The 26,612-nt window shown below is 69.6% G+C and carries 25 protein-coding genes; 11 read left to right on the top strand and 14 right to left on the bottom strand.

Annotated elements, in window-relative coordinates; genetic code table 11:
* Positions 1-47: 47 nt before the first annotated feature.
* The 4 genes from rplI to rpsF form a co-directional block, all read right to left on the bottom strand.
* Positions 48-494 (bottom strand): 50S ribosomal protein L9, encoded by a 447-nt coding sequence (gene rplI, locus ACRX5S_RS08320; RefSeq protein ID WP_436772131.1) that lies wholly within the window; start codon positions 492-494, stop codon positions 48-50.
* Positions 495-511: 17 nt separating this feature from the next.
* Positions 512-748 (bottom strand): 30S ribosomal protein S18, encoded by a 237-nt coding sequence (gene rpsR, locus ACRX5S_RS08315; protein ID WP_003978893.1) that lies wholly within the window; start codon positions 746-748, stop codon positions 512-514.
* Positions 749-811: 63 nt separating this feature from the next.
* Entirely contained in the window at positions 812-1,390 is a 579-nt protein-coding gene (locus ACRX5S_RS08310) for a single-stranded DNA-binding protein (protein WP_436772130.1), read from the bottom strand.
* A gap of 68 nt (positions 1,391-1,458) precedes the next feature.
* Positions 1,459-1,749 carry a 30S ribosomal protein S6 gene (rpsF, locus tag ACRX5S_RS08305; RefSeq protein ID WP_436772129.1) on the bottom strand — a complete coding sequence of 97 codons (291 nt, stop codon included), beginning with the start codon at positions 1,747-1,749 and terminating at the stop codon, positions 1,459-1,461.
* Positions 1,750-1,990: 241 nt separating this feature from the next.
* On the opposite strand from rpsF, the gene ACRX5S_RS08300 reads away from it, so the two are divergent.
* Entirely contained in the window at positions 1,991-2,308 is a 318-nt protein-coding gene (locus ACRX5S_RS08300) for a hypothetical protein (protein WP_436772128.1), read from the top strand.
* Between the two features lie 239 nt (positions 2,309-2,547).
* On the opposite strand, the gene urtE is transcribed toward ACRX5S_RS08300, so the two are convergent.
* The 5 genes from urtE to urtA form a co-directional block, all read right to left on the bottom strand.
* Positions 2,548-3,243: an urea ABC transporter ATP-binding subunit UrtE gene (gene urtE, locus ACRX5S_RS08295; RefSeq protein WP_436772127.1), complete on the bottom strand. Its 696-nt coding sequence runs from the start codon at positions 3,241-3,243 to the stop codon at positions 2,548-2,550.
* Positions 3,243-4,058, bottom strand: a complete 816-nt coding sequence (gene urtD, locus ACRX5S_RS08290) for an urea ABC transporter ATP-binding protein UrtD (RefSeq protein WP_436772126.1) — start codon at positions 4,056-4,058, stop codon at positions 3,243-3,245. Before urtD ends, urtE begins: the two co-directional genes overlap by 1 nt.
* Positions 4,055-5,338 (bottom strand): urea ABC transporter permease subunit UrtC, encoded by a 1,284-nt coding sequence (urtC, locus tag ACRX5S_RS08285; protein ID WP_436772125.1) that lies wholly within the window; start codon positions 5,336-5,338, stop codon positions 4,055-4,057. The genes urtD and urtC overlap by 4 nt, the downstream gene beginning before the upstream one ends.
* On the bottom strand, positions 5,335-6,213 hold the full coding sequence (gene urtB, locus ACRX5S_RS08280; protein WP_436772124.1) for an urea ABC transporter permease subunit UrtB: 879 nt from the start codon (positions 6,211-6,213) through the stop codon (positions 5,335-5,337). Before urtB ends, urtC begins: the two co-directional genes overlap by 4 nt.
* A gap of 138 nt (positions 6,214-6,351) precedes the next feature.
* Positions 6,352-7,596 (bottom strand): urea ABC transporter substrate-binding protein, encoded by a 1,245-nt coding sequence (gene urtA / locus ACRX5S_RS08275; RefSeq protein WP_436772123.1) that lies wholly within the window; start codon positions 7,594-7,596, stop codon positions 6,352-6,354.
* A 205-nt stretch (positions 7,597-7,801) separates the two neighbouring features.
* Here urtA and ACRX5S_RS08270 point away from each other — a divergent pair, with 205 nt between their 5' ends.
* From ACRX5S_RS08270 to ACRX5S_RS08260, 3 genes are all read left to right on the top strand, one after another.
* Entirely contained in the window at positions 7,802-8,920 is a 1,119-nt protein-coding gene (locus tag ACRX5S_RS08270) for a lipid II:glycine glycyltransferase FemX (protein WP_436772122.1), read from the top strand.
* 85 nt (positions 8,921-9,005) lie between these two features.
* Positions 9,006-10,037, top strand: coding sequence for an alanine racemase (locus ACRX5S_RS08265; protein ID WP_436772121.1), 1,032 nt, complete (start codon positions 9,006-9,008; stop codon positions 10,035-10,037).
* A gap of 47 nt (positions 10,038-10,084) precedes the next feature.
* Positions 10,085-10,588 carry a nitroreductase/quinone reductase family protein gene (locus tag ACRX5S_RS08260; protein WP_436772120.1) on the top strand — a complete coding sequence of 168 codons (504 nt, stop codon included), beginning with the start codon at positions 10,085-10,087 and terminating at the stop codon, positions 10,586-10,588.
* Here ACRX5S_RS08260 and ACRX5S_RS08255 read toward each other — a convergent pair.
* The 4 genes from ACRX5S_RS08255 to ACRX5S_RS08240 all read right to left on the bottom strand — a co-directional run bounded on the left by ACRX5S_RS08255 (position 10,581) and on the right by ACRX5S_RS08240 (position 16,660).
* Positions 10,581-11,213, bottom strand: coding sequence for an LppU/SCO3897 family protein (locus ACRX5S_RS08255; protein ID WP_436772119.1), 633 nt, complete (start codon positions 11,211-11,213; stop codon positions 10,581-10,583). The two genes, ACRX5S_RS08260 and ACRX5S_RS08255, sit on opposite strands and share 8 nt — an antisense overlap.
* 78 nt (positions 11,214-11,291) lie before the next feature.
* Positions 11,292-12,509, bottom strand: a complete 1,218-nt coding sequence (locus ACRX5S_RS08250) for a glycosyltransferase family 39 protein (protein WP_436772118.1) — start codon at positions 12,507-12,509, stop codon at positions 11,292-11,294.
* A 47-nt stretch (positions 12,510-12,556) separates the two neighbouring features.
* A complete protein-coding gene (locus ACRX5S_RS08245) occupies positions 12,557-14,104 on the bottom strand; it encodes a glycosyltransferase family 87 protein (RefSeq protein ID WP_436772117.1) in 1,548 nt (515 codons plus the stop codon).
* 114 nt (positions 14,105-14,218) lie between these two features.
* Positions 14,219-16,660 (bottom strand): transglycosylase domain-containing protein, encoded by a 2,442-nt coding sequence (locus ACRX5S_RS08240; protein WP_436772116.1) that lies wholly within the window; start codon positions 16,658-16,660, stop codon positions 14,219-14,221.
* Between the two features lie 756 nt (positions 16,661-17,416).
* On the opposite strand from ACRX5S_RS08240, the gene ACRX5S_RS08235 reads away from it, so the two are divergent.
* The 5 genes from ACRX5S_RS08235 (at position 17,417) to ACRX5S_RS08215 (ending at position 22,050) form a co-directional block, all read left to right on the top strand.
* Positions 17,417-18,070, top strand: a complete 654-nt coding sequence (locus ACRX5S_RS08235) for a PadR family transcriptional regulator (RefSeq protein ID WP_436772115.1) — start codon at positions 17,417-17,419, stop codon at positions 18,068-18,070.
* Between the two features lie 47 nt (positions 18,071-18,117).
* Positions 18,118-19,197 (top strand): inositol-3-phosphate synthase, encoded by a 1,080-nt coding sequence (locus tag ACRX5S_RS08230; protein ID WP_436772114.1) that lies wholly within the window; start codon positions 18,118-18,120, stop codon positions 19,195-19,197.
* Between the two features lie 200 nt (positions 19,198-19,397).
* Positions 19,398-20,720 (top strand): MFS transporter, encoded by a 1,323-nt coding sequence (locus tag ACRX5S_RS08225; RefSeq protein ID WP_436772113.1) that lies wholly within the window; start codon positions 19,398-19,400, stop codon positions 20,718-20,720.
* 155 nt (positions 20,721-20,875) lie between these two features.
* Positions 20,876-21,364 carry an LppU/SCO3897 family protein gene (locus ACRX5S_RS08220; protein ID WP_436772112.1) on the top strand — a complete coding sequence of 163 codons (489 nt, stop codon included), beginning with the start codon at positions 20,876-20,878 and terminating at the stop codon, positions 21,362-21,364.
* Positions 21,365-21,462: 98 nt separating this feature from the next.
* Positions 21,463-22,050, top strand: a complete 588-nt coding sequence (locus ACRX5S_RS08215; RefSeq protein WP_436772111.1) for an LppU/SCO3897 family protein — start codon at positions 21,463-21,465, stop codon at positions 22,048-22,050.
* 79 nt (positions 22,051-22,129) lie between these two features.
* On the opposite strand, the gene ACRX5S_RS08210 is transcribed toward ACRX5S_RS08215, so the two are convergent.
* Complete coding sequence (locus tag ACRX5S_RS08210) at positions 22,130-23,578, bottom strand: CCA tRNA nucleotidyltransferase (protein ID WP_436772241.1); 1,449 nt, start codon at positions 23,576-23,578, stop codon at positions 22,130-22,132.
* A 178-nt stretch (positions 23,579-23,756) separates the two neighbouring features.
* On the opposite strand from ACRX5S_RS08210, the gene ACRX5S_RS08205 reads away from it, so the two are divergent.
* Both ACRX5S_RS08205 and ACRX5S_RS08200 read left to right on the top strand, forming a co-directional pair.
* On the top strand, positions 23,757-24,218 hold the full coding sequence (locus ACRX5S_RS08205; protein WP_436772110.1) for an NUDIX hydrolase: 462 nt from the start codon (positions 23,757-23,759) through the stop codon (positions 24,216-24,218).
* Entirely contained in the window at positions 24,215-26,575 is a 2,361-nt protein-coding gene (locus tag ACRX5S_RS08200; protein ID WP_436772109.1) for a DUF6049 family protein, read from the top strand. The genes ACRX5S_RS08205 and ACRX5S_RS08200 overlap by 4 nt, the downstream gene beginning before the upstream one ends.
* Positions 26,576-26,612: the final 37 nt, after the last annotated feature.

The following is a 26,612-nucleotide window of genomic DNA, read 5'->3' as shown; positions in this document are numbered from 1 at the left end:
CCCGCGGCTCCTGTAGGAGCCGCGCCCCTTCAGGGGGTGCGGTCAGGTCAGGCCGAAACGACGTCGAGGTCGAGAGCGGCGGAGACCTCCGGGTGGAGGCGGACCGTGACCCGGTGCGTGCCGAGGGTCTTGATCGGCGCACCGAGCTCGACGCGGCGCTTGTCCAGCTCCGGACCACCGGCCGCCTTGATCGCGGACGCGACGTCGGCGACGGTGACGGATCCGAACAGACGCCCGCTTTCGCCGGCACGGGTCGCGAGCTTCACCTTGAGACCGGTGAGCTGCGCCTTGACCTCGTTCGCCTGGTCCAGGTTCTTGATCTCGCGGACCTTGCGGGCACGGCGGATGGAGGCGACCTCCTTCTCACCACCCTTGGACCAGCGGATCGCGAAACCGCGCGGGATGAGGTAGTTGCGGCCGTAGCCGTCCTTGACCTCGATGATGTCGCCGGGCTCGCCGAGCCCGGTGACCTCGTGGGTGAGGATGAGCTTCATATCAAGTCCACCCTCTCTCAGCGCGCCGTGCTGGTGTACGGCAGCAGCGCCATCTCACGGCTGTTCTTGACGGCCGTGGCGACGTCACGCTGGTGCTGCGTGCAGTTGCCGGTCACGCGACGGGCACGGATCTTGCCGCGGTCGGAAATGAACTTCCGCAGCAGGTTCGTGTCCTTGTAGTCGACGTAGGAGATCTTCTCCTTGCAGAACACGCAAACCTTCTTCTTCGGCTTGCGCGCAGGCGGCTTCGCCATGCTCTTTCTCCAGATCAAGAAGTATTCGTCCGGACGCGCGCGACGCGGAGTCGCGCGGGCGTCCTAGAACGGGGGTTCGTCCGTGTATCCGCCGGGCTGGGATCCCCAGCCGCCGCCCCCGCCGCCGGTGTTGCCACCGCCGGGGGACGACCACGGGTCGTCGGCCGGACCGGAGTTGCCCGACGGAGGACCGCCGTAGCCACCCTGCTGGCCGCCGCCCTGCGGACCGCCGTAACCACCGCCGCGGTTGTACTGACCACCACCGCCGCCGCCACCCCGGCCGGCCTTCGTGACCTTCGCGGTCGCGAACTTGAGCGAGGGGCCGATCTCGTCGACCTCCAGCTCGTAGACCGTCCGGTTCTCGCCTTCCTTGGTCTGGTACGACCGCTGCTTCAGGCGCCCCTGGACGATGACCTGCATGCCCTTCTGGAGGGACTCGGCCACGTTCTCGGCCGCCTGCCGCCAAACCGAGCAGCGGAGGAACAGCGCTTCGCCGTCCTTCCACTCGTTGGTCTGCCGGTCGAACGTCCGCGGCGTGGAGGCCACGGTGAAGTTCGCGACGGCCGCACCGCTGGGGGTGAAGCGCAGTTCAGGGTCGGCGGTCAGATTCCCGACCACGGTGATGACGGTGTCGCCTGCCATGCCTTGCCTTCCCCTGCGCGTTGGTGACGGTGTCGGATGACGGTGTCGTCGGTATCCGGTGCGACTGGTTACCGCTGGTCGGGACGCAGCACCTTGGTGCGCATGACCGACTCGTTGAGGTTCATCTGGCGGTCGAGTTCCTTGATGACCGCGGGCTCCGCGGCCAGGTCCACGACGGCGTAGATGCCCTCGGACTTCTTCTTGATCTCGTACGAGAGCCGGCGACGGCCCCACGTGTCGACCTTCTCGACCTTGCCGCCGCCGTTGCGGACGACGTTCAGGAACTGCTCGATCAGCGGCGAGACGGCACGCTCTTCGAGGTCCGGGTCGAGGATGACCATGAGCTCGTAGTTACGCATGAGAACACCCACCTCCTATGGACTGATACGGCCACGGAATCTCCGTGACAGGAGGGCTTTGCGTAGACCGCGGCAGCCCGGCACACCGCCCGACGAGGGCGGCGACCATGGCGCTGCGGACGGTACAGCGTACCTGGCGGCGCGCTATCTGTTGAAATCCGCCGCGCGCCGGATGCACCCTGTGGTAGGGAGATCACGGACAAATCGTCCGTACCCCCGTGTCCACCCCCGGAGGTGCGAGATGGGTCAGACCATGCGCCGCGGCCCGATGGCCGTGCTCAACCTCAGCTCGATCAACCGCGTCCACGACGACAAGCCGCACACCAAGGAGAACGCCCTCGCGGCGGCGACCGTGGTGTTCGGAATCGTGGCCATCGTGTGCGCGTTTTTCCCCAGCCTGCACATCCTCGGGGCCTGGAGCGGCCTCGCGGGCGTGATCGTGGGCCTCGGCGGCCAGATGATCTCGGCGACGACGCTGGAGCGGTTCGTGCTGGTCATCGGGCTCGGCGGGGCGGCCGTCGGCCTCTTCATCAACATGGCCAACGGCGGCTTGTACTGACGCTCCGCAACTCCACGCAACCCCCTGTGAGCACTTGAGGTGGCCGCGCCCGGACATCCGGGCGCGGCCACCACGCGCTGAAACGGTCGCCACCCGCTGAACTGCCGGCACCCGCTAGACGGCCAGCAGCCGCTGCACCTGCTCGTCCTCCANGCTTGCTGGTCCCCCCCCCCCCCCCCCCCCCCCCCCCCCCCACCACGCGCTGAAACGGTCGCCACCCGCTGAACTGCCGGCACCCGCTAGACGGCCAGCAGCCGCTGCACCTGCTCGTCCTCCAGCTCGGCCCCCGCCCCCTCGTGCACCACGACCCCCGCGTCCAGCACGGTGAAGCGGTCCGCGAGCCGCATCGCGAAGTCGAGGTACTGCTCGACGAGCAGCACCGCGAGCCCGCGCTCCTTGTGCAGCTGCTCGATCACGTCCTCGATCTCGGCGACGATCGACGGCTGGATGCCCTCGGTCGGCTCGTCGAGGATCAGCATGCGCGGCCGTGTCACCAGCGCCCGCGCGATCGCGAGTTGCTGCTGCTGCCCGCCGGACAGGAATCCGGCCCGCCGCTTGAGCAGCGGGCGCAGCCGCGGGAAGACGTCCAGCGCCTCGTCGATGACGCCGCGGTCGTTGGCACCACTCGCCTCCCACGTCACACGGAGGTTCTCCGCCACCGTGAGTTGCGCGAACGTCTCGTGCCCCTGCGGCACATAGCCCATGCCCAGGCGTACGCGCTGGTGTGTGGACAACTTGGTGATGTCACGGCCGTCGAACACGACCGTGCCGCCGCGCGTGGGGAGTACGCCCATCACCGCGTTCAGCAGCGTCGTCTTGCCCACTCCGTTGCGGCCCATCACACACGTCAGCGATCCGGCGGCCACCGCGAGGTCGACGCCGAAGAGCACCTGCGCGCGCCCGTACGCCACTTCGAGCCCGGTCACCTCCAGCATCAGGCCACCCCCTCCCGTACGCCGCCCTCGGCATCCCCCGCGCCCACCGGCACCGGCTCGGCCGCCCTGGTGTCGCGGGAGCGGCCCAAGTAGACCTCCTGCACCTTGGGGTCGGCCTGCACCTGCGCCATGTCGCCCTCGGTGAGGACGCGGCCCTCGTGCAGCACGGTCACCGCGGACGCGTACGTCCGCACGAACTCCATGTCGTGCTCGATCACCACGACCGTCCGGTCGCGTGCGATCTCGGCGAGCAATTCGCCGGTACGCTCCCGCTCCTCGCGCGACATCCCGGCCACCGGCTCGTCGAGCAGCAGCAGGCGCGGCTCCTGGGCCAGCAGCATGGCGATCTCCAGCCACTGGCGCTGTCCGTGGGACAGCACCGCGGCCGGGCGTTCGGCGAGGTCGAGGAGCCCCGCCCGGTCGAGCACCGAGGCCACCGCGTCGGTACGCCCCTTGCGCCGCCGCAGCAGCGCCGGGAAGCGCATGCGGAAGCCGGCCGCCAGGTCCACGTTCTCCTCGACGGTCAACTCCTCGAACACCACGGCGGTTTGGAACGTACGCCCGACACCGAGCCGGACCACCTGGTGCTCGCGCTTGCCGACGAGTTCCTTCCCGGCGAACACGACGCTGCCCTCGGTGGGTCTGGTCAGCCCGGTGACGACGTCGATCAGCGTGGTCTTCCCGGCACCGTTGGGGCCGATCAGGAAACGCAGTTCGCCCTCGGCCACCGACAGGTCGATGCCGTCGATGGCACGGAACCCGTCGAACACCACGGACAATCCGCTGATTCTCAGCAGCGGTTCGGTGCCGGTCATGCCACCACCTCCGACGTCTCTCCCGACCCCTTTGACACCTGGGGCACCTCCGCCACCTCGCGCGCCGGAGGGACGCGGCGTCCCGGTCCCGGCCTCCGCGGATCGTCCGAGCGGCCTCGGCCCAGGCGCCGGGCCTGCTCGGCGGTGAAGTCGCGTATCTGGCCCGCGACCCCGACGACTCCCTTGGGCGCGTACGCCATCACCGCGATGAACAGCGCGCCCTGGAGATAGAGCCAGCCGCCCGCCCAGTTCTCCGAGAACGTGGTCTTGGCGTAGTTGAGCAGCACCGCGCCGAGGACCGCCCCGGCCAGCACGTACCGCCCGCCGACCGCGACCGCGAAGACCAGTTCGAGGGACGGCACGACACCCAGCAGCGCCGGCGAGATGATGCCGACGACCGGGACGAACAGCGCCCCGGCGATGCCCGCCGAGATCGCGGACAGCGTGAACGCGACCGTCTTGACCACCGCCGGGTCGTAGCCGAGGAACCGCACCCGGTCCTCGCCGTCCCGCACCGCGATCAGCAGCCGTCCGAAGCGGCTGGCGACCAACTGCCGGAATCCCAGGTAGAGAAGCCCCAGCACGGTCGCGACCGCGAAGTACAGCACGCGCTTGTCCGCGTCGCTCGCGAGGTCGAGTCCGAAGAAGGAGGTGAAGTTGGTGAGCCCGTTCGTGCCGCCGGTCAGGCCCTGCTCGCCGACCAGCCAGATGACGAAGGCCGCGGCGAGCGCCTGCGTGAGGATCGCGAAGTACGCGCCGCGCACCCGCCGTCCGAACACCAGCATGCCCAGCAGCGCCGCGACCGTCCCCGGCAGCAGCACCACCATGAGGATCGCGAACCACGGCTGCCGGAACGGCTCCCACAGCATGGGCAGTTCCTCGACGCCGCTCCACACCATGAAGTCGGGCAGCTCGCCCGGCCCGGCCTCGGCGAGCTTGAGGTGCATGGCCATCGCGTAGCCGCCCAGGCCGAAGAACACGCCCTGGCCGAGGGTGAGCATGCCGCCCTTGCCCCACGCGAGGCCGATGCCCAACGCGGCGATGGCGAAGCACAGGTATTTTGCGAGGAGTTCGAGGCGGAACGGCGAGAGGGTCGCCGGCGCGACGGCGAAGACCAGCAGCGCGACGGCGAGGAACCCGATGGGCCCGTGCCACTTCGCGGTGCCGGAACGCAGCCGCCGCAGGAACGGCTCGCGTGGACCCGAACCGCCGCCTCCCGTCCCGTTCTTGGCCGTGGTGTCGTCGGGACCGCCGACCGCGGGCCGCGTGCCGCCCGTCATGTCAGCTTCCTGGAGCGCAGCACGAACAGCCCCTGAGGCCGCAGTTGCAGGAACGCGATGATCACGGCGAAGACCACCACCTTGGCGAGTGAGGCGTCGGACCAGAACTCGACGTAGCTGTTGACGAGTCCGAGGAAGAACGCGGCGATGACCGCGCCCTGGAGCCGTCCGAGACCGCCCGCGACGACCACGAGGAAGGCGTCGACGATGTAGTAGGTCCCGAGGGCCGGGCCGACGGGGCCGATGAGGGTGAGGGCGACGCCGGCGACCCCGGCGAGGCCGGAGCCGATGAAGAACGTGCGCTGGTCGACCCGCGAGGTGGCGATGCCGCTGCACGCCGCGAGCTGGCGGTTCTGCATGACCGCCTGCATACGGCGGCCCTGCTTGGTGCGGGCCAGGTAGAACCAGATGGCCACGACGCACACCACGGCCAGGGTGAAGATGAAGACGCGGGCGTACGGCAGCCGGATACCCAGCCATTCGCCGCCGCCGACGAGCCAAGTGGGCGCCTTGACCTGCACGTTCGGGGCGCCGAAGAGGTCGCGCGCCACCTGCTGGAGGATCAGGCTCACACCCCAGGTCAGCAGCAGCGTGTCGAGCGGACGGCCGTAGAAGCGGCGGATGAGCGTGCGTTCCAGGACGAGCCCCATCAGCCCCGCGACGGCGAACGCGACGGGCAGGGCGACCAGGACGGCCTGGCGGCCCGCCCAGTCCTGGAGCATGTAGGCGGTGTACGCACCGGCCATGATGAATTCGCCGTGCGCCATGTTGATGACGCCCATCTGCCCGAACGTGAACGTCAGGCCGAGGGCGATGAGAAGCAGGACCGCGCCGATGGAAAGCCCGATCGGCAACTGGTTCATGAAGGCGTTCAACGGATCTCCCTTTCCTCCGGATCCCTCCGAATCCCCGGTATCCGGGGACGGCGGAATCCGCCGGCGCCCGGCCGGACTCCGCCCCGCGGAACGGGGCCGAGCGGAGTCCGGCGGGCGCTGCGGTGGATCAGCGGGCGGTCAGGACAGGTCCTTGGCCCACGGGTATTCCTTGAGGTACGGGTCCGGCTTGATGGGCTGCCCGGAACTCCACACTTCCTTGATGAGTCCGTCGTCCTGGACGACGCCGATGCGGGCCGTCTTGTAGACGTGCTGCGTCGCGCCGTCGATGGTGACCTTGCCTTCCGGGGCGTCGATCGATACGCCGTCGCAGGCTTTCCTGACGGCCTCCGGATCGAAACTCCCGGCCTTCTCGACCGCGGCCTTCCACAGGTAGACCGAGTTGTAGCCGGCCTCCATCGGGTCGGAGGTCACCTTGTCCGCGCCGTACTTCGCCTTGTACGCGGCGACGAATTCGGTGTTCCGCGCGCCCTCGGTGGTCTGGTAGTAGTTCCAGGCCACCGGCTGGCCCTTGAGGTAGTCCGGGCCGATGCCGCGGACCTCTTCCTCGGCCACGCTCACCGACAGGACCGGCATCTGGTCGGCGCCGATGCCGGTGCTGCGGAGCTGCTTGAAGAAGGCCACGTTGCTGTCGCCGTTGAGGGTGTTGAACACGGCGTCCGGCTTGGCCTGGGTGACCTTGTTGATGACGGTGCTGTACTCGGTGTGGCCGAGCGGCGTGTACTCCTCGCCGACGACCTCCATGCCGTTCGCCTCGGCGTACGCCTTGATGATCTTGTTGGCGGTGCGCGGGAAGACGTAATCGCTGCCGACCAGGAAGATTTTCTTCTTGCCCTGCGACTTCAGGTAGTCGAGGCCGGGCACGATCTGCTGGTTGGTGGTGGCACCGGTGTAGAAGATGTACGGCGAGGATTCCAGGCCCTCGTACTGCACCGGGTAGAACAGGAGCTGCTTGTTCTTCTCGAAGACCGGCAGCATCGCCTTGCGGCTCGCCGAGGTCCAGCCGCCGAACGTGACCGCGACCTTGTCCTTCGAGATGAGCTTCTCCGCCTTCTCGGCGAAGGTCGGCCAGTCGGAGGCGCCGTCCTCGGTGACCGCGGAGATCTTCTTGCCGAGGACGCCGCCCCTGGCGTTGATCTCCTCGATCGCGAGCAGCACCGAGTCCTTCACGGTGACCTCGGAAATGGCCATCGTGCCGCTGAGGGAATGCAGCACGCCGACCTTCACGGTGTCGCCGCTGGTGTCCGCTCCGGCCGATCCCTTCGACGTACTCTCGTCGGACGCACAGGCGGTGGTGGCGAGGGCCACGGCGAGGGAAACGGCCGCCAGTCTGGCCGCACGTCTGCCCAGGGATATTCTTCGCACGCGTCAGGGCTCCTTATTCCAGGGGTTGACGCCCACGAGTGTTGCGACGCGCGGTTTCTTTGCTGATTCGCGATTGTTAATCGCTGATTGCCAAACGCGCACGGCCGATTACCGACTGTTTGCCCGGTTCTGCTCGCCGCTGCACCCGCAGGGCCCGCGGCCGAGTAACCTCTGACTCGGCCGAACCGATCCGAGGAGCCTGTCGATGACCCTGCGCCTGAGGTCGCTCACCCGGGATGAACACCTCACCTTCATCAAGGGCAAGCCCTCCGTGAGCTTCCTCCAATGCCCGTCGTGGGGCGATGTGAAGAGCGAGTGGCGGAGCGAGAGCATCGGATGGATCGACGAGACCGGCTCGGTCGTCGGCGCCGCCGAGGTGCTGTACCGCCAACTGCCCAAGATCAAGCGGTACCTCGCGTACATGCCCGAGGGCCCGGTGATCGACTGGTTCGACGGCGACCTGCGCCGCTGGCTCGATCCGATGCTCGCGCACCTGAAGTCGCAGGGCGCCTTCTCGGTGAAGATGGGCCCGCCGGTCGTCGTGAACCGCTGGGAGTCGGAGACCATCAAGAAGGCGATCGCGGCCAAGTCCGCGCGGCGCCTGCGCGACCTCCCGCCCGACTGGACCGACGAGCGCGCCGCCGACGTCAACCGCCAGTTGCGGCGGCTCGGCTGGCTCCAGGACCAGACCGCGGGCGCCGGCTTCGGCGACGTTCAGCCGCGGTACGTCTTCCAGGTGCCGCTGATGCGCCGCTCGCTCGACGACGTGCACTCCGGCTTCAACCAGCTCTGGCGCCGCAACATCAAGAAGGCCGCGAAGGCCGGGGTCGAGGTGGTCCAGGGCGGCCGCGAGGACCTCCGGACCTTCCACGAGGTCTACAAGGTCACCGCGGTGCGCGACCACTTCACGCCGCGGCCGCTCCCGTACTTCGAGCGCATGTGGGACGTCCTCAACGCCGAGGACCCCGAGCGCATGCGGCTCTACCTCGCCAAGCACGAGGGCGAGGTGCTCGCGTCCACCACGATGGTGACCGTGGGGGACCACGTCTGGTATTCGTACGGTGCGTCCGCCAACCACAAGCGCGAGGTGCGGCCGTCGAACGCGATCCAGTGGCGCATGCTGCGGGACGCGTACGCCTTGGGCGCCTCGGTCTACGACCTGCGCGGCATCAGCGACACGCTCGACGAGAACGACCACCTGTTCGGCCTCATCCAGTTCAAGCTGGGCACCGGCGGGCAGGCGGTCGAATACCTCGGCGAGTGGGACTTCCCGCTCAACAAGGTGCTGCACAAGGCGCTCGACCTGTACATGTCGCGCCGCTGACCCCGGTCGGCACTCCGCAAGGCACCGCACGAGCACGGGATCGAGCACCGGTCGCAGCACCGGTCCGAGCAAGGAAGGCCCATCGATGTCGCTTTCGCTGTACGTCGACGCCGCGCGCTGGCGCAAGCACATCGACCACGTGCGCGACACCCACCCCGGCATAGTCCCGGTCATGAAGGGCAACGGCTACGGCTTCGACAACGCGCGCCTCGCCGACGAGGCCTCGCGGATGGGCGTCGACACCGTCGCGGTCGGCACCACGTACGAGGCGGCCCGCCTGAAGGACCACTTCGACGGCCGCGTGATGGTGCTGACGCCGTACCTGCGCGGCGAGGACGCGGTGCCGCTGCCGGACCGCGTGATCCGCACGGTCGCCTCCGTCCAGGGCACCCGCGACCTGGTCGGCAGCCGCGTCGTCATCAGTTGCATGACCAGCATGAAGCGCGACGGCGTGACCGAGGAGGACCTGGTCGCGCTGCGCGGTTCGCTGGACGGGGTGCGCCTGGAGGGCTTCTCGGTGCACCTGCCGCTCGACCACCCGGACGGCACCGACCCGGCGGCCGAGGTGGTCGCCTGGGTCGAACGACTGCGCGCCGCGCGCCTTCCGGTGCACACGATGTTCGTCAGCCACGTCTCGGCGGCCGGCCTCGCCGCGGTGCAGCAGCGGTTCCCCGACACGGCGTTCCGGCCACGCATCGGCACCGACCTGTGGCTCGGCGACCACGACGCGCTGGTCGCCCGCGGCACGGTGCTGGACGTCGTCCCGATCGCGCGCGGCGAACGCTACGGCTACCGCCAGCGCAAGGCTCCCGCCGACGGCCACCTGCTGGTGGTCAGCGGCGGCACCGCGCACGGCGTCGGCCTGGAGGCGCCGAAGACGGTCCGCGGCGTGATGCCGCGCGCGAAGGGCGTCGCCCGCGCGGGCCTGGCGACCGTGAACCGCACGCTGTCGCCGTTCAGTTGGGCGGGCAAGCAGCGCTGGTTCGCCGAGCCGCCGCACATGCAGGTGAGCCTGCTGTTCCTGGCGAGCGAGGTGCAGCCGCCGCGCCCCGGCGAGGAGCTGGACGCGGAACTGCGTCACACCACAACGCACTTCGACCGCGTGGTCCTGCACTAGCAAGGCACGTTCGGGTAGTTCGCGGAACGTCTTGGGGAGGCGGACCGATGGGGTTGTACGCACGCGGGCTCAGGCGACTGGGCCACACCCGGTGGCTGGCGGCCTTGGGGCCGTACATGGTCGCCGCCGACCGCAAAGTGCAGCGGCGCACCCGCGGGCGCTTGTCCGTGATGGGCCGCGGCTTCACCCAGCTCCTGCTGACCACGAAGGGGCGCCGCAGCGGTCAGCCGCGCGTGTCACCGCTCATCTACGCCGCGGCCGACGGCGGATTCGTGGTCGCCGGAACGAACTTCGGGCGGGGCCACCACCCGGCATGGACCGGCAACCTGCTCGCCGACCCGGCCGCGACGGTGTCGGTCGACGGCCGGGAAACCGCCGTGCGGGCCCGGCTCGTCGACGACAGCGGGCCTGAGCGCGAGCGCCTGTGGGCGGCGATGCTGCGGGTCTGGCCGGCGTACGACACCTACGCGCGCCGTGCGGGCCGTCCCATCCGGCTGTTCCTGCTCGAACCCGCGGAGCAGGCGAACGGGACGGCCTCGCCGACTACTTGACGCCTTCGATACCGGCCTCGGCGAGCGCCTCGCGGACATCGTCCAGGCGGCTCTGGGACATGGTCGCCTGGAAGGCGCTGAAGTCCGCCGACGTGGTGTTCTTCGTGATCGTCAGGCACAGGACGCCGTCGGCCCCGCCCTTCCACTTCACCGAGAGCACCGCGCCCTTCTCCACGATCTCCGGGGCGTCGCACTTGCTGCGGTCGCTGGAGTCCTCGAAGTTCTCGATCACCCGGAACGCGGCGTTGGCGTTGCCGCAGTCGGTGATCTTCGGCTCCTTCGACTTCGCGGTGATGCAGTCGCCCGGCTTGGCGTTGGTCGCGCTGTCCTTGCCGACGATGTAGCCGATGACGCCCAGGACCACGACGAGGCCGACGATGCCGCCCACGATCCACGGCCACTTCTTGCGGCGGCGAGGCTCCACGTAGCCCATCGGCGCGCCCGGGTACGGCTGCTGCGGGTACGGCTGCTGCTGGGGGTAGGGCTGCTGGCCCGGCTGCTGCGGGTACGGCGGCTGTCCGCCGTACGGCTGCTGCGGCGGGTAGGGCTGCTGGCCGCCGTACTGCGGCGGGACCTGGTCGCTGGGACCGCTGGGCTGACCGGGGTCGCCGAAGGGGTTGGACATGCATGGCTCCGTTGGATGCGCCGTGGGACTTCGGTGGGGGACTTCGGTGTGCGCGGCCAGACTAAATGATCGGAAAATCTACCCGGCCCAGCGTCCCGCACCGAACAGCAGTGCGAAAACCGCAGCAAACGGCGCAATAAGTGCCAAATAGCCGGTGAATGCCGCCTTGTGACGCAGCGTCACCTGCGCCAGGACGATCCACAGCGGCCACCAAAGCAGCGTCGCCCGCGGCACCGAGAAGTACGCGCTCGAAATGCCCAGCGACGCCACCGTCAGGCCGATGTACGTCGCCTCCGACCAACGCCGCTTGCGCAGCAGGTACCCGGTCAGCACCACGCCCACCGCCACCGCCAGCATCTCCCAGCGGTACATCCACGTGAACCCGAGAATCGTGCCCTGCCCGGTGGTGAAGGCCCGGTCCCAGGTGTTGGTGAACGCGTCGATCGGCCCGACCAGGTGCCGGTCCCACCCGGTCGCCTGCGCGCTGTTCCACGCCGTCCAGTCGCCGGTTCGGCGGTACAGGAAGCCCATGTAGATGAGCACCGGCAGCCCGCCGACGACCAGCCACGGCGCGTCCTTCCACCGCCGCCGCCCGTCCTTCGCGGTCAGGAACTCCACCGCCAGCGCCACCAGCAGGAACGCGCCGTTCACCCGCACGAACAACGAGCCCGCCGCCAGGATCCCCGCCCAGTGCCACACCCCGCGCTTGGCGCACAGCCACGCGCCGAGCGCCAGCATGAGGAACAGCGCCTCGGTGTAGCCCGCCGCCAGGAAGACCGCCGACGGCGACAACAGCAGGAGCAGCACCGCGCGTTCGCCCGTCCCCGACGGGTTCTCCAGCCCCGCGATGCGCGACAACAGCACCATCGCGACGCCGCCACACACGAACGAGATGAGCAGGCCCGCCACGACCCAGTTCCCCACGACCAGGTGAACGGCCTTGAGGAGATAGGGGAACCCGGGGAAGAACGCCTCCAGCGGCACCGGAGGCCCGGCCTTCGGGTTCCCGTCGTAACCGAACTCCCCGATGGTCCGGAAATGCCGGAAGTCCCAGCGGTCCCACGTGTCGAGGTAACCCGTCGGCTGCGTCGCGCCCTCCGCCGCGAAGATCCAGCTGGACGCCCCGACCAGCAGGAACATCGCGGGCCGCGTCACCAGCCACACCGCGAGCGCGGCGCGGTCGTCGCGCGACGGCATGCGCAGCCATCGCAGCACCGCCGCCCCGAGGCGGCCCCCGGTCACGGCGGCCGACGGCTTCGCGGTGTCGGTGCTCGGCTCGGCGTCCGTACTGGTCACGCGCCCCGTTCTCCCTGTCGTCGCTCGCTGTCCTGCCGTCGTCCGGGCTACGCGGAGATCTTGCCGGGCATGTCGCCGGGCGCGCCGCGCGGCCCGACCGGAACGCCCTGGCGGGCGTTGTCGAGGCTGTCCGCGTCGTCCTCGTAGCCGCGCCCGGACCACGCGACGCGCCTGCCGGGGACGAACGCCAGGACGTCCGGGGCGCGGTCGAGCACCCCGCCCGACGGGTCGTCGCTGCCGTCACGGCGCACCGGGTCGCGGTCGGGCCACAGGATGTCGCGCACCACGAGCGCGGAGATGTACAGGATGCCGAGCAGGTGGATCAGGATCACCACGTGGTACGCGTTCTGCGACAGACCCTTCGAGCCCTCGCCGCCCGCGTACGACTCGATGTAGAGCCACACGCCCAGGAAGTAGATGACCTCGCACGCCTGCCAGATCAGCACGTCGCGCCAGCGCGGCCGGGCCAGCACCACCAGCGGCAGCAGCCACAGCACGTACTGCGGCGAGTAGACCTTGTTGGTGAACAGGAATGCCGCGACGATCAGGAACGCGAGTTGCGCGAAGCGCGGCCTGCGCGGCGCGCACAGCGCCAGCGCGCCGATGCCGATCGCCATCGCGATGAGCAGCCCGGACACCCACGCGTTGAGCGTGTCGATGTCCATGGCCTGACCGCGCTGTTGCAGGATCAGCCACAGCGAGCCGAAGTCGGCGCCGCGTTCCTGGCTGAAGGTGTAGAAGAGCTTCCACCCGGCCCGGATCTTCCAGTCGCCGTCGGGTGTGCGCTGGAGCATGATCGGCAGGTTCACGGCGAGCCACGCGGCCAGCGCCGCCCCGGTGACCTTGGCGAAGTCGACGAGTTTCCCGGCGCGCAGGCACAGCAGGAACAGCGGGCCCAGCAGCAGGACCGGATAGAGCTTCGCGGCCGTCGCCAAACCGATCAGAATGCCCGCGAGCACCACGTTCTTTCGGGCCCAGGCCATCATCGCCACCGCCGTGATGGCGACCGCGAACAGGTCCCAGTTGATGATGCCGTTGAGCGCGAGGACCGGGGCCGTCGCGACGATCGCCGCGTCCCAGAATCTGCGCCCGGATGTTCGCGCGACCGCCACCACGACCACGACCGCGCAGGCCATCATGATCAACGCGTTGACCATGACGAACCACTTCTTCTCCGCCTCCAGGTCGTCGCCCAGCTCGCGCGCGACCACCCCGGCGAAGTACATGACGCCGCCGGTGAGGACCGGGTACTCCAGGTACTCCATGTTCTCGTCGGGCGTCTTCTCGAAGTACGGCACCGCGCCGTCCGCGAAGCCGCGCCCCTGGTACAGGTGCGGCATGTCGCTGTAGCAGACCTTCGAGTACTGGGAGCCGACCCCGAACCAGGCGCCGTCGTAGCACGGCTTCTTCTGCACCAGCCCCAGCGCGAAGGTCATCACGGCGAGCAGGATCAGCACGCGCGTGGCGTTCCACCACGCGCTGCTCGGCCCGAACCGGATCCGCTTGCCGGCGGGTCCGCCCACGACCTCGCTGCCCGTACGCATGACCGGGTCGTCATGCGTGGGCAGGACGGGCTCGGTCGGATTCGGCATCATGCCGCCAATCCTCTCGCAGGGGCACGGGTGCTCTGGCACATCGGCTTACGCGTGTGCCCCACCGCGCGGGCGGCGGGGCACAGCGATCGTACGGGGCGGCGCACGGCCCGGCGGTCAGCCGTCGCCGAAGATCGGCGGCCGCGTTCTGGTGTTGGTCGGCTTCGTCCCGGTGCTCGGCGGACCCGTCGTCCCGGGCGGCCCGGTGGTGTCGTCCGGGTCCGGCGTGTTCGAGGTCGGCGGTGCCGTGCTGGTGCTCGGCGGCGGCTCGGACGTCGGACCGGTCGGCGGCGGCGGCCCCGTCGGCGGGGCGGAGGTGGGCGGTGCGGACGACGACGGCGGTGCCGTGGTCGCGGGCGCGGTCGGCGTCGCCGACTGCTTGGGCGCCGGGTTGGCCGGCTTGATGAAGTCCGGCGCGGGCATGCCCTGCATCGCGGCCTTCATGTACGCCGTCCAGATCTCCGTCGGCACCGCGCCACCGTGCGTCTCGTCCTCCCCGAGCAGGCCCTTCAGGTCGCGGCGCTTGGTGGACTCGTCCTCGCGGAACAGCGCCACCGAGGTCGCCAGGTTCGGCGTGTACCCGACGAACCACGCGGAGAAGTTCCCGTCCGTGGTACCCGTCTTGCCGGCCGCGGGCCGTCCCAGCGCCTTCGCCTTGTCGCCGGTTCCGTCCTTGTCCTGGATGACGCCGATCAGCATGTCGTTGATGGTGTCGGCGACTTCCTCGTCGAAGACCTGCTTGACCTCGGGCTTCGGGACGTCGATCTTCTTGTCGTTCTTGGCGAGGTCCTTGATGACGTACGGGTCCGCGTGCTTGCCGCGGGCCGCGAACGTCGCGTACGCGCTCGCCATGTCGAGCGGCGAAGGCTCACTGGTGCCGAGGGCCATGGCCGGGGTCAGCTTGTCGAGGCCCGGGGTGTCCGGCGGCAGCCCCGCGTCGATCGCCGCCTGTTTCACCTTGTCGAAGCCGACGTCGGCGGCGAGCTGGGTGAACACCGGGTTCAGGGATCTCTCCATGGACTCGCGGATGCTCATCTTCCCGTAGTCCCTGCCGTTTTCGTTCGGCACCAGGTAGACGCCCTGCTTGTCCTCCCACTTCTTGCCGTTCGGCATGATCACCGGGATCTTGTTGTCCGCGTTGTACAGGTCCTCGACGGTGATCGGCTTCCCGTCGTACTTGCCGTCCCTCAGCGCCGCGGCGACCACGAAGGGCTTGAACGTCGAGCCGACCTGGATGTCGTCGCGGGTGGCGTCGTTGAACTCCTGCTTGAAGAAGTCCGGCCCGCCGTACAGCGCGACCACCGCGCCGTCCCCCGGCAGCACCGACGCGACACCGGTTCTCAGGTACTTGTCCGCCTCGCGCTGGTCCGGCTTGAGGCGCGCGGTGAGCTGCTGCTCGACGGCCGCGACCGCGGCGTCCTGCTTCGCCTTGTCGAACGTCGTGACGATCTTGTAGCCGCCGAGCGCCAGTTCCTCCGCGCTGACCAGCTTGTGGTCGATCAGGTAGTCGTTGGCGACCTGCATCAGGTAGCCGGCCTGGCCCTTCTTGCCGGCCGCGGGCTGCGGCTTGATCGGCATCGGGAACTGCTGGGCGTCGGCGGTGGCCTGGTCGATCCACTTCATCTCGACCATGCCGTTGAGAATCCACTTCCAGCGGCCCTGCACGCGGTTCAGCCGGCTCTCGCTGACCTCGCCGTTGACCCACACGTCGTTGATGCTCGGCGCGTTGAGCAGCGTCGAGATGTACGCGCCCTCGCCGACCGTGAGGTCGTTGACGTTCTTGTTGTAGTAGGCCTGCGCGGCCGCCTGGATGCCGTACGCGTTGCGCCCGTAGAACGACGTGTTCAGGTACCCGGCCAGGATCTCGTCCTTGGTCATCTGCCGGTCGACCTTTATCGCGATGAACATCTCCTTGAACTTGCGTTCGAAGGACTGCTCCTGCGACAGGAACGCGTTCTTGACGTACTGCTGGGTGATCGTCGAGCCGCCCTGCGTCGGGCCGCCCTTGGCCATCGCGACCGCGGCGCGCGTGAGGCCCTTCGGCGAGACGCCGGAGTCGGAGTAGAAGGTGCGGTTCTCCGCCGCGAGCACCGCGTGCTGGACGTCCTTGGGCACCTGGTCGAGCTTGACGTTCTGCCGGTTGTACTTGCCGGACTGCCCGATCTCGGTGGTGCCGTCGGAGTAGTAGTAGATGTTCGACTGGATCTGCGTCGCCGCGTTGACGTCCGGGATCTCGACCAGCGAGTAGGCGAGGCCGGCCAGGCCGATCAGCGAGCCGATGAAGAAGAGGAACATCGCGAGGATCTGCTTGAAGGACGGCAGCCAGCGCCGCACGCCCTTCTTGCCGTACCGCGGGTAGTCGATGAAGCGGCGCTTCTTCTTGCCGTCCTTCCCGACCGGGCCCTTGCCCCTGCCGCGGCCGCCCGGCGCGGTGCCGGCCCCCTCGTCGTCGCGCCCGGGGCCGGACGGACCGCCGCCGCCCCCGCGTCCGCCGCCCTTGCCCCGCCCGCCGCCGCGACCGCCGGACCGGGCCGCCTGCCGGGCCTCCATCCGCGTCATCGGCCGCTCACCGGACTCCGGCGCCGACCCCCCGGATCCCGACGGGGAGGCCGTCGGGGTGCTCTGCGCCGGATTCCGCCCCGGCTCCCGCGGCGCGGCCCCGGGCGACGCACCCGCCGCCCGCCGCGGACCGGCCGGGCCCGCGGCACCGGCACCCGCGGCACCCGCGGACGGCATGCTCCCCCGAACATGCGAAGCGCCGCGCCCCTCGGGACGCGGCTGTGACGACCTGCGACGGTGTTCACTCATGCGTATTCGCTGCTCCTCGGCCGCACGACGGGGGTCGGCCGTACGGGTCGTGGCTGTCCGTTCCCCAGGACGCGCCCCGGCCGCGGAAGGTTGCGCGCGCGTCCGGACCGGCCGGTGGCGGCGATGTCCGGATCGACGGCCTTGCACGGGAGCGGGAGCGCTCGGAGGTACCACACGGCGGACCAGACTACGCGCGGACGCAACGCCCAAAAGACGGACTCCTCGGGGCATACCCGCCCGAGTGAACGGCCCGGGAACTGCATTCCCCGGCGTGTTGCCGCGCTCCGCGACCCTTCCGCGCCCCGGCGTCCGTCCGGGTGAATCCCCCGAACGACCGGCGAATGTCCGCGAGGTGACCGGGGCGAGACCGCCGCGTGACCTGCCTGTGACTTCCGTCACCGGACCCCTCCTTGCACGCCGGGAGCAAGAGACCTATCGTTCCGATGTATCGACTCGATACATCGAGCCGATACGACAGCCGGAACCGCTCAGGTTGGAGGGAAGCGGATGAGCAGGCGCGGAGGCGTCCTCGAGTTCGCCACTCTCGGCCTTTTGCACGACACACCCATGCACGGGTACGAGCTGCGCAAGCGGCTCAACACCGTGCTCGGCCCCTTCCGCGCCATCGCGTACGGCACCCTCTACCCGTGTCTGAAGTCCCTGCTCGAACGGGGATGGATCACCGAGGAGGAGCCCGAGCAGGTCGCCGCGGCACTGGCCGGGGGCAAGCGGGCCCGCATCGTGTACAAACTGACGGCGCAGGGCAAGGAGCACTTCCAGGAGTTGCTCTCCGAATCCGGGTCCACGACCTGGGAGGACGAGAACTTCGGGGTGCACTTCGCCTTCTTCGGGCGCACCGACCGCGAGGTGCGCATGCGCATCCTCGAAGGCCGCCGCAGCAAGCTCGAAGAGCGCCTGGAGCGGGTGCGCAACTCGCTGTCGAGCACGCGGGAGCGGCTCGACGGATACACGCTCGAACTCCAGCGCCACGGTCTGGAGTCGGTCGAGCGTGAGGTGCGTTGGCTGAACGAGCTCATCACCGCCGAACGCGTCGCCGGGGAGACCCCGGAGGCCGACGGCGCCGATGACACCGACGCCGGGGATGAGCCCCGGCAGACCAAGCAGGACGCGGCCTCGGACCCGTCCGCAGCAACCAGTTGAAGTCCGCCTTCGGGCTGGCCTCATTGAGAACACAGGGAGCAACCGGAATGGGTTCGGTTCGCGTAGCCATCGTCGGCGTGGGCAACTGCGCCGCTTCGCTGGTGCAGGGCGTCGAGTACTACAAGGACGCCGACCCCAACAGCCGCGTACCCGGCCTCATGCACGTGCAGTTCGGCGACTACCACGTGCGTGACGTCAAGTTCGTTGCCGCGTTCGACGTGGACGCGAAGAAGGTCGGGTTCGATCTGGCGGACGCCATCGGCGCCAGCGAGAACAACACCATCAAGATCTGCGACGTGCCTCCGACCGGCGTGACCGTGCAGCGCGGTCACACCCTGGACGGCCTCGGCAAGTACTACCTCCAGACGATCGAGGAGTCCCCCGAGGCCCCCGTCGACATCGTCAAGACGCTCAAGGACGCCGAGGTCGACGTCCTGGTCTGCTACCTGCCGGTCGGTTCGGAAGAGGCCGCGAAGTTCTACGCCCAGTGCGCGATCGACGCGGGCGTCGCCTTCGTCAACGCGCTCCCGGTGTTCATCGCGGGCACCAAGGAGTGGGCGGACAAGTTCACCGAGGCCGGCGTGCCGATCGTCGGCGACGACATCAAGTCGCAGGTGGGCGCGACCATCACGCACCGCGTGATGGCAAAGCTGTTCGAGGACCGCGGTGTCATCCTCGAACGCACCATGCAGCTCAACGTCGGCGGCAACATGGACTTCATGAACATGTTGGAGCGCGACCGCCTGGAGTCGAAGAAGATCTCCAAGACGCAGGCCGTCACCTCGCAGGTCGACCGCGACCTGGGCGCGAAGAACGTGCACATCGGCCCGTCGGACTACGTCGCGTGGCTCGACGACCGCAAGTGGGCGTACGTCCGCCTCGAAGGCCGCGCGTTCGGCGACGTCCCGCTGAACCTGGAGTACAAGCTGGAGGTCTGGGACTCCCCGAACTCGGCCGGTGTCATCATCGACGCGGTGCGCGCCGCGAAGATCGCCAAGGACCGCGGCATCGGCGGCCCGATTCTGTCCGCTTCGTCGTACTTCATGAAGTCGCCGCCCGTGCAGTACTTCGACGACGAGGCCCGCGACGCCGTCGAGAAGTTCATCGCCGGTGAGGTCGAGCGCTGACGCGCTGACACCTCCCCGGTTCCCGGGCCGACCCACGCGGCCCGGAGCGACCGGTGATCGACTTGTGGTCGACCTGTGAGAGGCCCGGTGGAACCCGAGGGGTTCCGCCGGGCCTCTTGCCGTGGACCCGCCCCCTCGACGTGCGGTGATGTGCGGTGCTGACCGGGCCCGGCGTCGGGGGCACCGGTACGTTTGCGTCCGTGACCCTGCTGCGCGATCTCGCGTCCCTGCTGCGCCTGCGCGACTTCCGCAGGTTGTTCGGGACGCGGCTGACCTCGCAGTTGTCGGACGGCGTGTTCCAGGTCGCGCTGGCCGGGCACGTGTTCTTCTCGCCGGAGAAGCAGACGTCGGCGAGCGACGTCGCGGCGGCGTTCGCGGTGCTGCTGCTGCCGTACTCGCTGGTCGGCCCGTTCACCGGGGTGCTGTTGGACCGGTGGCGGCGGCGGCAGGTGCTGGTGCGCTGCAATCTGCTGCGTGCGGTGCTGGCCGCGCTGACTGCCGCGCTGGTGCTCGGGGACGTGCCGGACCCGGTCTTCTACGCCGCGTGCCTGCTCGTGCTCTCGGTGAACCGGTTCGTGCTCGCGGGCCTTTCGGCCGCGCTGCCGCGCGTCGTCCCCGAGGACCGGCTGGTGATCGCCAACGCGGTGTCGCCGACGGCGGGCACGGTGGCGGCGTCGGCGGGTGCGGGTGCGGCGTTCGTGGTGCACCTGTTCGTCGAGGAGGGGTCCGGGGCGACCGCGCTGGTGATTCTCATCTCCGGTGCGCTGTACCTGTGTTCGGCGGCGGTCGCGGCGACGATGGCGGTCGGGCTGCTGGGCCCGGACCCGGACCGCGTGGTGCCGGGCGTACGCGAGGCGCTGGCGGGGGTCGCGCGCGGACTCGGAGCGGGTGCCGCGCATGTGTGGCGGCGCCGCGCTCCCGCGCACGCGCTGGCCGCGATCACCGCGATGCGGTTCTGCTTCGGTGTGCTCACCGTCATGACGCTGCTGCTGTGCCGCAACCTGTTCAACGACCCGGACGACACGGACGCCGGACTGGCGACCCTCGGGCTGACGGTCGGGGTCACGGCGGCGGGGTTCTTCGCGGCGGCGGTGCTCACCCCGGTTGTCACGCCGCGGATCGGGGTGCCGCGGTGGATCGTGCTGTGCGCGTTCGCCGGCGCGCTGACGCAGGTGGCGCTCGGCCTGCCGTTCGCGCTGGGGCCGATGCTGGTGGCGGGCTTCGTGCTGGGGCTGGTGTCGCAGGGCGCGAAGATCGGGGTGGACACGATCGTCCAGACGACGGTCGACGACGCGTACCGGGGCCGGGTGTTCTCGGTCTACGACGTGTTGTTCAACGTCGCCTTCGTGGGCGCGGCGGCGGTCTCGGCGGTCGCGCTGCCGTCGGACGGCCGGTCCCCGGTCGTGCTGGCCGCGGTCGCCGCGGGGTACGCGGTCACCGGGCTGTTGTATGCCGTCGCGGTGCGGCGCCATCCGCCGCGGCCTATCAACACGGTTGATTCGCCCGGTTTTACCGGTATTTAGGTGCCATCTCCGCTGTGCGGAGCGTAACTTGGCCACCGTCTTCGTATCGACTTAGCGTCAAGTAGTGCGGAACGGCGCGGGACCCTCTAATCTGCCTCAGCGATCGATCGCTCAGTTACGCCTTCCGCCCTATACCTGCCCATCGGAGACCGAAGATGAGCAACTACCCGAGTGCGTCGGATCCGGACGAGGTGCCCTACGTGCCCGTGTGGTTGGACTCCACCCCGGCACAGGGCAGTTCGCTCCCGGTTCGGTCGAGCGCGTCCGCGCATTCGTCCGGGCCCGCGTCCGCGCCGGACGGGGGACGCCGCGGTCGGCGCGGGGCGGCGCGCGAGCGCAGTGTGTTGCTGAGCCCGCTTGTGATGGGCCTCACATTGCTGCTGCTGGTGGTCGTGGGCGGGGGTGCGTACCTCTACTTCCAGGAGGGCGAGAAGCGGGCGTACAGCGAGGGTTCGTGCCTCGACGATCTGGCCGGCAGTACGCCGCACGTCGCGGAGTGTGGAACTCCGGAAGCGAAATACAAGATTATTTCCATCATTCCGGACACCATCGACGGCACCCAGTGCGGCTCCGTGACGGGTGCGAACATCCCGATCGTGGTCGACCGCAAGGACCTTTTGTGCATCATGGACATCGGCCGGTAGCCCGTTTGTAGCGCATCTATGGGGATGCGGTTCGTCGGTCGGAACCCCTAGGGTTTCGGCGCTCGACCTCCCCCTCGTTCCCACAGACCGGAGCTTCCGTGTCCAACCCGTTCGCGAACGGTCCGCAGGGCCAGCCGCAACAGCCCCAGCCCTACGGCCAGCAGCAGCCGTACCCCGGCCAGGTCCCCCCGCAGCAGCCGTACCCCGGCCAGCAGCCGCCGCCGAACTACTACGGCGCCCCGCCGCAGCAGCCGCAGGGCCGCAAGCCGTGGATGAAGTACCTGCGCATAGCCGTGCCGGTCGTGGTGATCGTGGTCGCAATCGTCGCGTACTTCGCGGGCAAGAAGGACGACCCGCAGAGCGCCGGGGTCAACGACTGCCTCACGAGCGCGAAGAGCGCGAACGACATGAAGAAGACCGACTGCACATCGGCCAACGCGGCCTTCCGCGTCGTGGAGAAGTTCAGCGACACGAACGACACGGACAAATGCGACACCGAGGAGCTCATGAACAAGGGCTCGCTGGCCTCTTACTACTGGTCCGGCGGCGGCAAGGGCGTCCTCTGCCTCACGCTCACCAAGCAGACCACGCTGGAGCAGGCCCGCAAGATCGGGATCTCCACGCAGGACCAGCTCGACGCGGTGCGCGAGAAGTTGGTCGAGCTGAATGTCCCGGGTGTGCAGTAAGCAGGCCGGCAAGTCGGACAACTGTGGGCCCTACGGTGCATCCGTGGGGCCCACAGCGTTGTGCGGTGTGTCCGGATCGTCAGGCGTCGCTCTGGGCGTCCCACCACTTGCGTAGTTCGGTCACCGCTGTCTCGTGGTCCATCGGGCCGTTCTCCAGGCGCATTTCGAGCATGTGCTTGTAGGCCTTGCCGACCAGCGGGCCCGGGGGGACGTCGAGGATGCGCATGATCTCGTTGCCGTCGAGGTCCGGGCGGATCGCGTCGAGCTGCTCCTGCTCCTGGAGCTTGGCGATGCGCTCTTCCAGCGAGTCGTACGCGCGCGCGAGCGCGGCCGCGCGGCGGCGGTTGCGCGTCGTGCAGTCGGAGCGCGTCAGCTTGTGCAGGCGGTCGAGCAGCGGGCCCGCGTCCCGTACGTAGCGGCGGACCGCGGAGTCCGTCCACTCCCCCGTGCCGTAGCCGTGGAAGCGCAGGTGCAGTTCGACCAGGCGCGTCACGTCGTCGGTGACGTCCTTCGGATACTTCAGCGCCTTCATGCGCTTCTTCGTCATGTGCGCGCCGACCACCTCGTGGTGGTGGAAGGACACGCGCCCGTCGTCCTCGAAGCGGCGGGTGCGCGGCTTGCCGATGTCGTGCAGGAGCGCGGCGAGGCGCAGCACGAGGTCCGGTTCGCCCGGGGCCTCCAGGTCCATCGCCTGTTCGAGCACGGTCAGGGTGTGCTCGTAGACGTCCTTGTGCCGGTGGTGCTCGTCCAGTTCCAGCCGCAGCATGGGGAGTTCCGGGACCACCCGGGCCGCGATGCCGGTCTCCACCAGGAGCAGGAGCCCCTTGCGCGGGTGCGGCGACAGCACGAGCTTGTTGAACTCGTCGCGCACCCGCTCGGACGACACGATGTCGATACGGTCGGCCATCGCCGTCATCGCCGCGACGACCTCGGGAGCGACGTCGAAGTCGAGCTGCGCGGCGAACCGGGCGGCGCGCATCATGCGCAGCGGGTCGTCGCCGAACGACGCCTCCGGGGTGCCGGGGGTACGCAGCACGCGATCGGCGAGGTCGTCGAGGCCGCCGTGCGGGTCGACGAACTCGACGTCGGGCAGGTCGACCGCCATCGCGTTGACCGTGAAGTCGCGGCGCACCAGGTCGTCCTCGATGGAGTCGCCGTAGCTGACCTCGGGCTTGCGCGACGTGCGGTCGTACGCCTCCGAGCGGTACGTGGTGATCTCGATCAGGTAGTCGCGGCCGTTGGGGGCCTGTTTGCGGCAGCCCACCGTGCCGAAGGCGATGCCGACCTCCCAGACGGCGTCCGCCCACGGGCGCACGATGGCGAGCACCTGTTCGGGCCGCGCGTCGGTGGTGAAGTCGAGGTCGTTGCCGAGCCTGCCGAGCAGCGCGTCGCGCACCGAGCCGCCGACCAGGGCCAGCCGGTGCCCGGCCGCCGCGAATCTGCGGGCGAGGTCGTCCGCGACCGGGGCGACGCGCAGCAGTTCGGTGACGGCGCTGCGCTGGACGAGGCTCAGCCGGCCGGTCGGCACGGCGGCGTCCGCCGCGGGAAGGTCCTGTTCGGCGGCGTGCGGTGAGTTCTTCGCGTTGGGCACGACGTACAAGGGTACGGGGACCGCGCGGGCGGATCGTCACCTTTATCGGAGCCCGGGGCTGCGATGGGGTGATCTTGTCACCCAACTCCGCGGCGCGGCGCACTAGGATTTCAGGATGCCCTCTGAGACCACCCCGCCGCGGCGGAGGCTCAAGGCGGTCGAGGAACACTCGGCCGGTGGCCTCGTTGTGGACAGGGACACACTGCGAGCCGCGTTGATCGCCCGTCGCGATCGCCGCGGCCGTCTGCTGTGGTCGCTGCCCAAAGGGCACATCGAAGACGGTGAGAGCGCGGTGCAGGCCGCGTTGCGCGAAGTCGAGGAGGAGACCGGCATCGTGGGCCGCGTCCTCGCGCCGCTGGGCGTCATCGACTACTGGTTCACAGCTCCGGACCGCCGGGTGCACAAGACCGTCCACCATTATCTGATGGAGGCGGCCGGCGGGGATTTGTCCGACGACGACATCGAGGTCGAGGCGGTCGCGTGGGTTCCGTTGGGCGCGCTTTCGGCGAGGCTCGCGTATCCGGACGAGCGCCGGCTCGCCGTGCGGGCGCCGGAGCTGTTGGCGGACAGCGCGTGATCCGGGTCCGCGACGGCGCCGGGCGCGCGGTCGGCTGCCTGCTGCTCGTCCTGATGCTGACGGCGGCCTCCGTCGTGACGGGGCTGTCGCGTCCGGCGCGGGCCGCGGACGGTACGCCCGTCCAGGTGGTTCTCGCCGCGGTGACGCCGTCGGTCCTCCAGCCCAGGGGCACGTTGACGGTCCGGTTCGACGTGGTCAACAACTCGGGGCGCGATCTGGACCAGGTTTCGGTCAAGCTGCGCGTCAGCCGGGAGTTGACGCTCCGCGGCGACCTCGCCGCACCCGATTCTTGGTCGAACCGGGACATCAGGGACGGCACGGCGACGAAGCAGTTCCCCCGCATCCCCGCCGGGACCACGCAGTCCGAGACGTTCACGGTCCCGGTGGACAAGATGGGGCTCGGCACGGACCCCGCCGTGTACGCGGTGACCGCGCAGGCCGTCGACGGCGGCTCCGAGGTCGGGTCGTCGCACGTGCTGATGCCGTGGGTCCCCAAGGACGCCCTCAAGAACCTGAATCTGAAGAAGACCCAGGTCGGCGTGCTGTGGCCGCTGATCGACCAGCCGCGCCGGGACGGCACCACGCTCGGTGACGCGGAACAGACGCCGGTGTTCACGAACGACGGTCTGACCGACGAACTGGCCCGGGACGGAAGGCTGTCCCAGCTCGTCCAGTCCGGGCAGCAGATCCCCGGCGTGACCTGGGTGGTCGACCCGGACCTGCTGGACACCGTGCGGGCGATGGAGCAGCCGTACCGCGTGGCCCCGCCGGACCGCGACCCGGCCGTTGAAAAGGACTCCGGCGAGGGCGACTCCGGGCGCGAGTCGGACACCGCGACCGCGAAGGCGGCGCCGCGTACCGAGGAGGAGACCGAGCCGGGCAGGGGTGGTCCGGCCGCGACCGACTGGCTCCAGCAACTGCGGGCCGCGGTCGCCGACGACACCGTGGTCGCGCTGCCGTACGCCGACACCGACGTGGCCACCGTCGCGCACGCCGCGCGGACCGGGTCGAAGACCGACCTGATGCCGCAACTGAACGCGGCCGTCGAGCGCGGCAGGTCGACCGCCGGCGAGGTGTTGCAAAAGCAGGTCCGCACAGACGTCACGTGGCCGATCGCGGGCGCGGTGGACACGCCGGTCCTCGACACCGCGAAGGCCACCGGCTCGTCGGTCGTGGTGGCCTCGGGGGCGAGCATGCCGCCGCGCAACAGCAAGCTGGACCACACCAGTTCCGCGCGCTTCCAGGTCGGCCCGAGCACCACGGCGCTGGTCACCGACCCGCGCATCGACGTGCTGCTGGACGAGGGCGCGCGCGGCCCGGACGGCCAGCTGCGCCTCCAGCAGGCGCTGGTGGCCGAGCTGTTCACCATCGCGATGGAGCAACCCGCCCTGCAACGCGCGCTGTTCATCGTGCCGCCCCGAAACTTCGACGCGGCCGTGGGACGCGCGCTCGCCGGGGCGGTCTCGGTCGCCACCGGCGCCGAGGGGTGGGCCGAGGTGGCCTCGCTCGACGAGCTCGCGGAGACCGAGGTGGGCGAGGAGCGGACGATGCGGGCGTACCCCTCGGGGCTCACCCGCACCGAGTTCTCCGACCGCTACCTCAAGACGGTCCCCGAGTTGCAGCGCCGCGTGGACGCCTTCGCGGCGATCCTGAGCGAGCGGCAGCGCATCGAGGAACCGTACGACCCGGCGGTCCTGCGCACGCTGTCGGTCGCGTGGCGCGGCGAGACGATGGACGCCGACACCTACCGGCTCGACGTGACGCGCAGTCTGCGGGTGCTGGAGCAACTCGTGCGCATCGCACCCAAGAGCAGCGTGACCCTGTCCGGCGACAGCGGCACGATCCCGGTCACGATCATCAACGGGCTGCAACAGCCCATCACGATCCGCCTGGACGTGGTCTCCCGGCAGCCCAACCGGCTCAGCCTGACACAGCCGCACGAGGTGCGGATCCCCGGCGGACGCACCTTGGCCATCCCGGTCGAAGCACGGTCGGCGGCCAACGGCAAGGTGCTCGTCGACGTGCGCATCCTCACGCCGGACGGCAAGGACACCTTCGGCCCCACGCAGACGTTCTTCGTCAACACGACCAGCATCGACGGCATCACGTTGGGCATCATTGGGGTGATCGCGGCGCTGCTCGCGCTGTTCTCGCTCCGCGCCTACATCAAGCGGCGCAAGGGGCCTTCGGACGGCGAGGACAGCGCCGAGCGCACGGGCGGCGGGGACGACGAGGGCGAGGCGCACGGTCCGGGCGGCCCGGTGGCGGGCGGTCCGGGGGGACACGCGAGGATCGAGGGGGGCACCAGGCGGCACGCGTCCAGGGACAGACCGGAGGACCATCACGCACCGGCTTGACCCTATTTGCGCCTCTTGTCGATATATCGGCGGACAC

Origin of the sequence: Yinghuangia sp. YIM S09857, assembly GCF_051388915.1 — a bacterium.
GTDB lineage: Bacteria > Actinomycetota > Actinomycetes > Streptomycetales > Streptomycetaceae > Yinghuangia.
The sequence above is the reverse complement of the archived record's forward strand: the minus strand, read 5'-3'. Positions and strand labels throughout refer to the sequence as shown.

Coding starts and splice junctions, on each gene's coding strand:
- ACRX5S_RS08220 (WP_436772112.1), top strand. CDS start 20,876: ATGAGCAACTACCCGAGTGCGTCGGATCCGGACGAGGTGCCCTACGTG.
- rplI (WP_436772131.1), bottom strand. CDS start 494: ATGAAGCTCATCCTCACCCACGAGGTCACCGGGCTCGGCGAGCCCGGC.
- rpsF (WP_436772129.1), bottom strand. CDS start 1,749: ATGCGTAACTACGAGCTCATGGTCATCCTCGACCCGGACCTCGAAGAG.
- ACRX5S_RS08230 (WP_436772114.1), top strand. CDS start 18,118: ATGGGTTCGGTTCGCGTAGCCATCGTCGGCGTGGGCAACTGCGCCGCT.
- ACRX5S_RS08205 (WP_436772110.1), top strand. CDS start 23,757: ATGCCCTCTGAGACCACCCCGCCGCGGCGGAGGCTCAAGGCGGTCGAG.
- urtC (WP_436772125.1), bottom strand. CDS start 5,338: ATGACGGGCGGCACGCGGCCCGCGGTCGGCGGTCCCGACGACACCACG.
- rpsR (WP_003978893.1), bottom strand. CDS start 748: ATGGCGAAGCCGCCTGCGCGCAAGCCGAAGAAGAAGGTTTGCGTGTTC.
- ACRX5S_RS08310 (WP_436772130.1), bottom strand. CDS start 1,390: ATGGCAGGCGACACCGTCATCACCGTGGTCGGGAATCTGACCGCCGAC.
- ACRX5S_RS08255 (WP_436772119.1), bottom strand. CDS start 11,213: ATGTCCAACCCCTTCGGCGACCCCGGTCAGCCCAGCGGTCCCAGCGAC.
- ACRX5S_RS08260 (WP_436772120.1), top strand. CDS start 10,085: ATGGGGTTGTACGCACGCGGGCTCAGGCGACTGGGCCACACCCGGTGG.
- urtE (WP_436772127.1), bottom strand. CDS start 3,243: ATGCTGGAGGTGACCGGGCTCGAAGTGGCGTACGGGCGCGCGCAGGTG.
- ACRX5S_RS08245 (WP_436772117.1), bottom strand. CDS start 14,104: ATGATGCCGAATCCGACCGAGCCCGTCCTGCCCACGCATGACGACCCG.
- ACRX5S_RS08270 (WP_436772122.1), top strand. CDS start 7,802: ATGACCCTGCGCCTGAGGTCGCTCACCCGGGATGAACACCTCACCTTC.
- ACRX5S_RS08265 (WP_436772121.1), top strand. CDS start 9,006: ATGTCGCTTTCGCTGTACGTCGACGCCGCGCGCTGGCGCAAGCACATC.
- ACRX5S_RS08300 (WP_436772128.1), top strand. CDS start 1,991: ATGGGTCAGACCATGCGCCGCGGCCCGATGGCCGTGCTCAACCTCAGC.
- ACRX5S_RS08235 (WP_436772115.1), top strand. CDS start 17,417: ATGAGCAGGCGCGGAGGCGTCCTCGAGTTCGCCACTCTCGGCCTTTTG.
- urtD (WP_436772126.1), bottom strand. CDS start 4,058: ATGACCGGCACCGAACCGCTGCTGAGAATCAGCGGATTGTCCGTGGTG.
- ACRX5S_RS08240 (WP_436772116.1), bottom strand. CDS start 16,660: ATGACGCGGATGGAGGCCCGGCAGGCGGCCCGGTCCGGCGGTCGCGGC.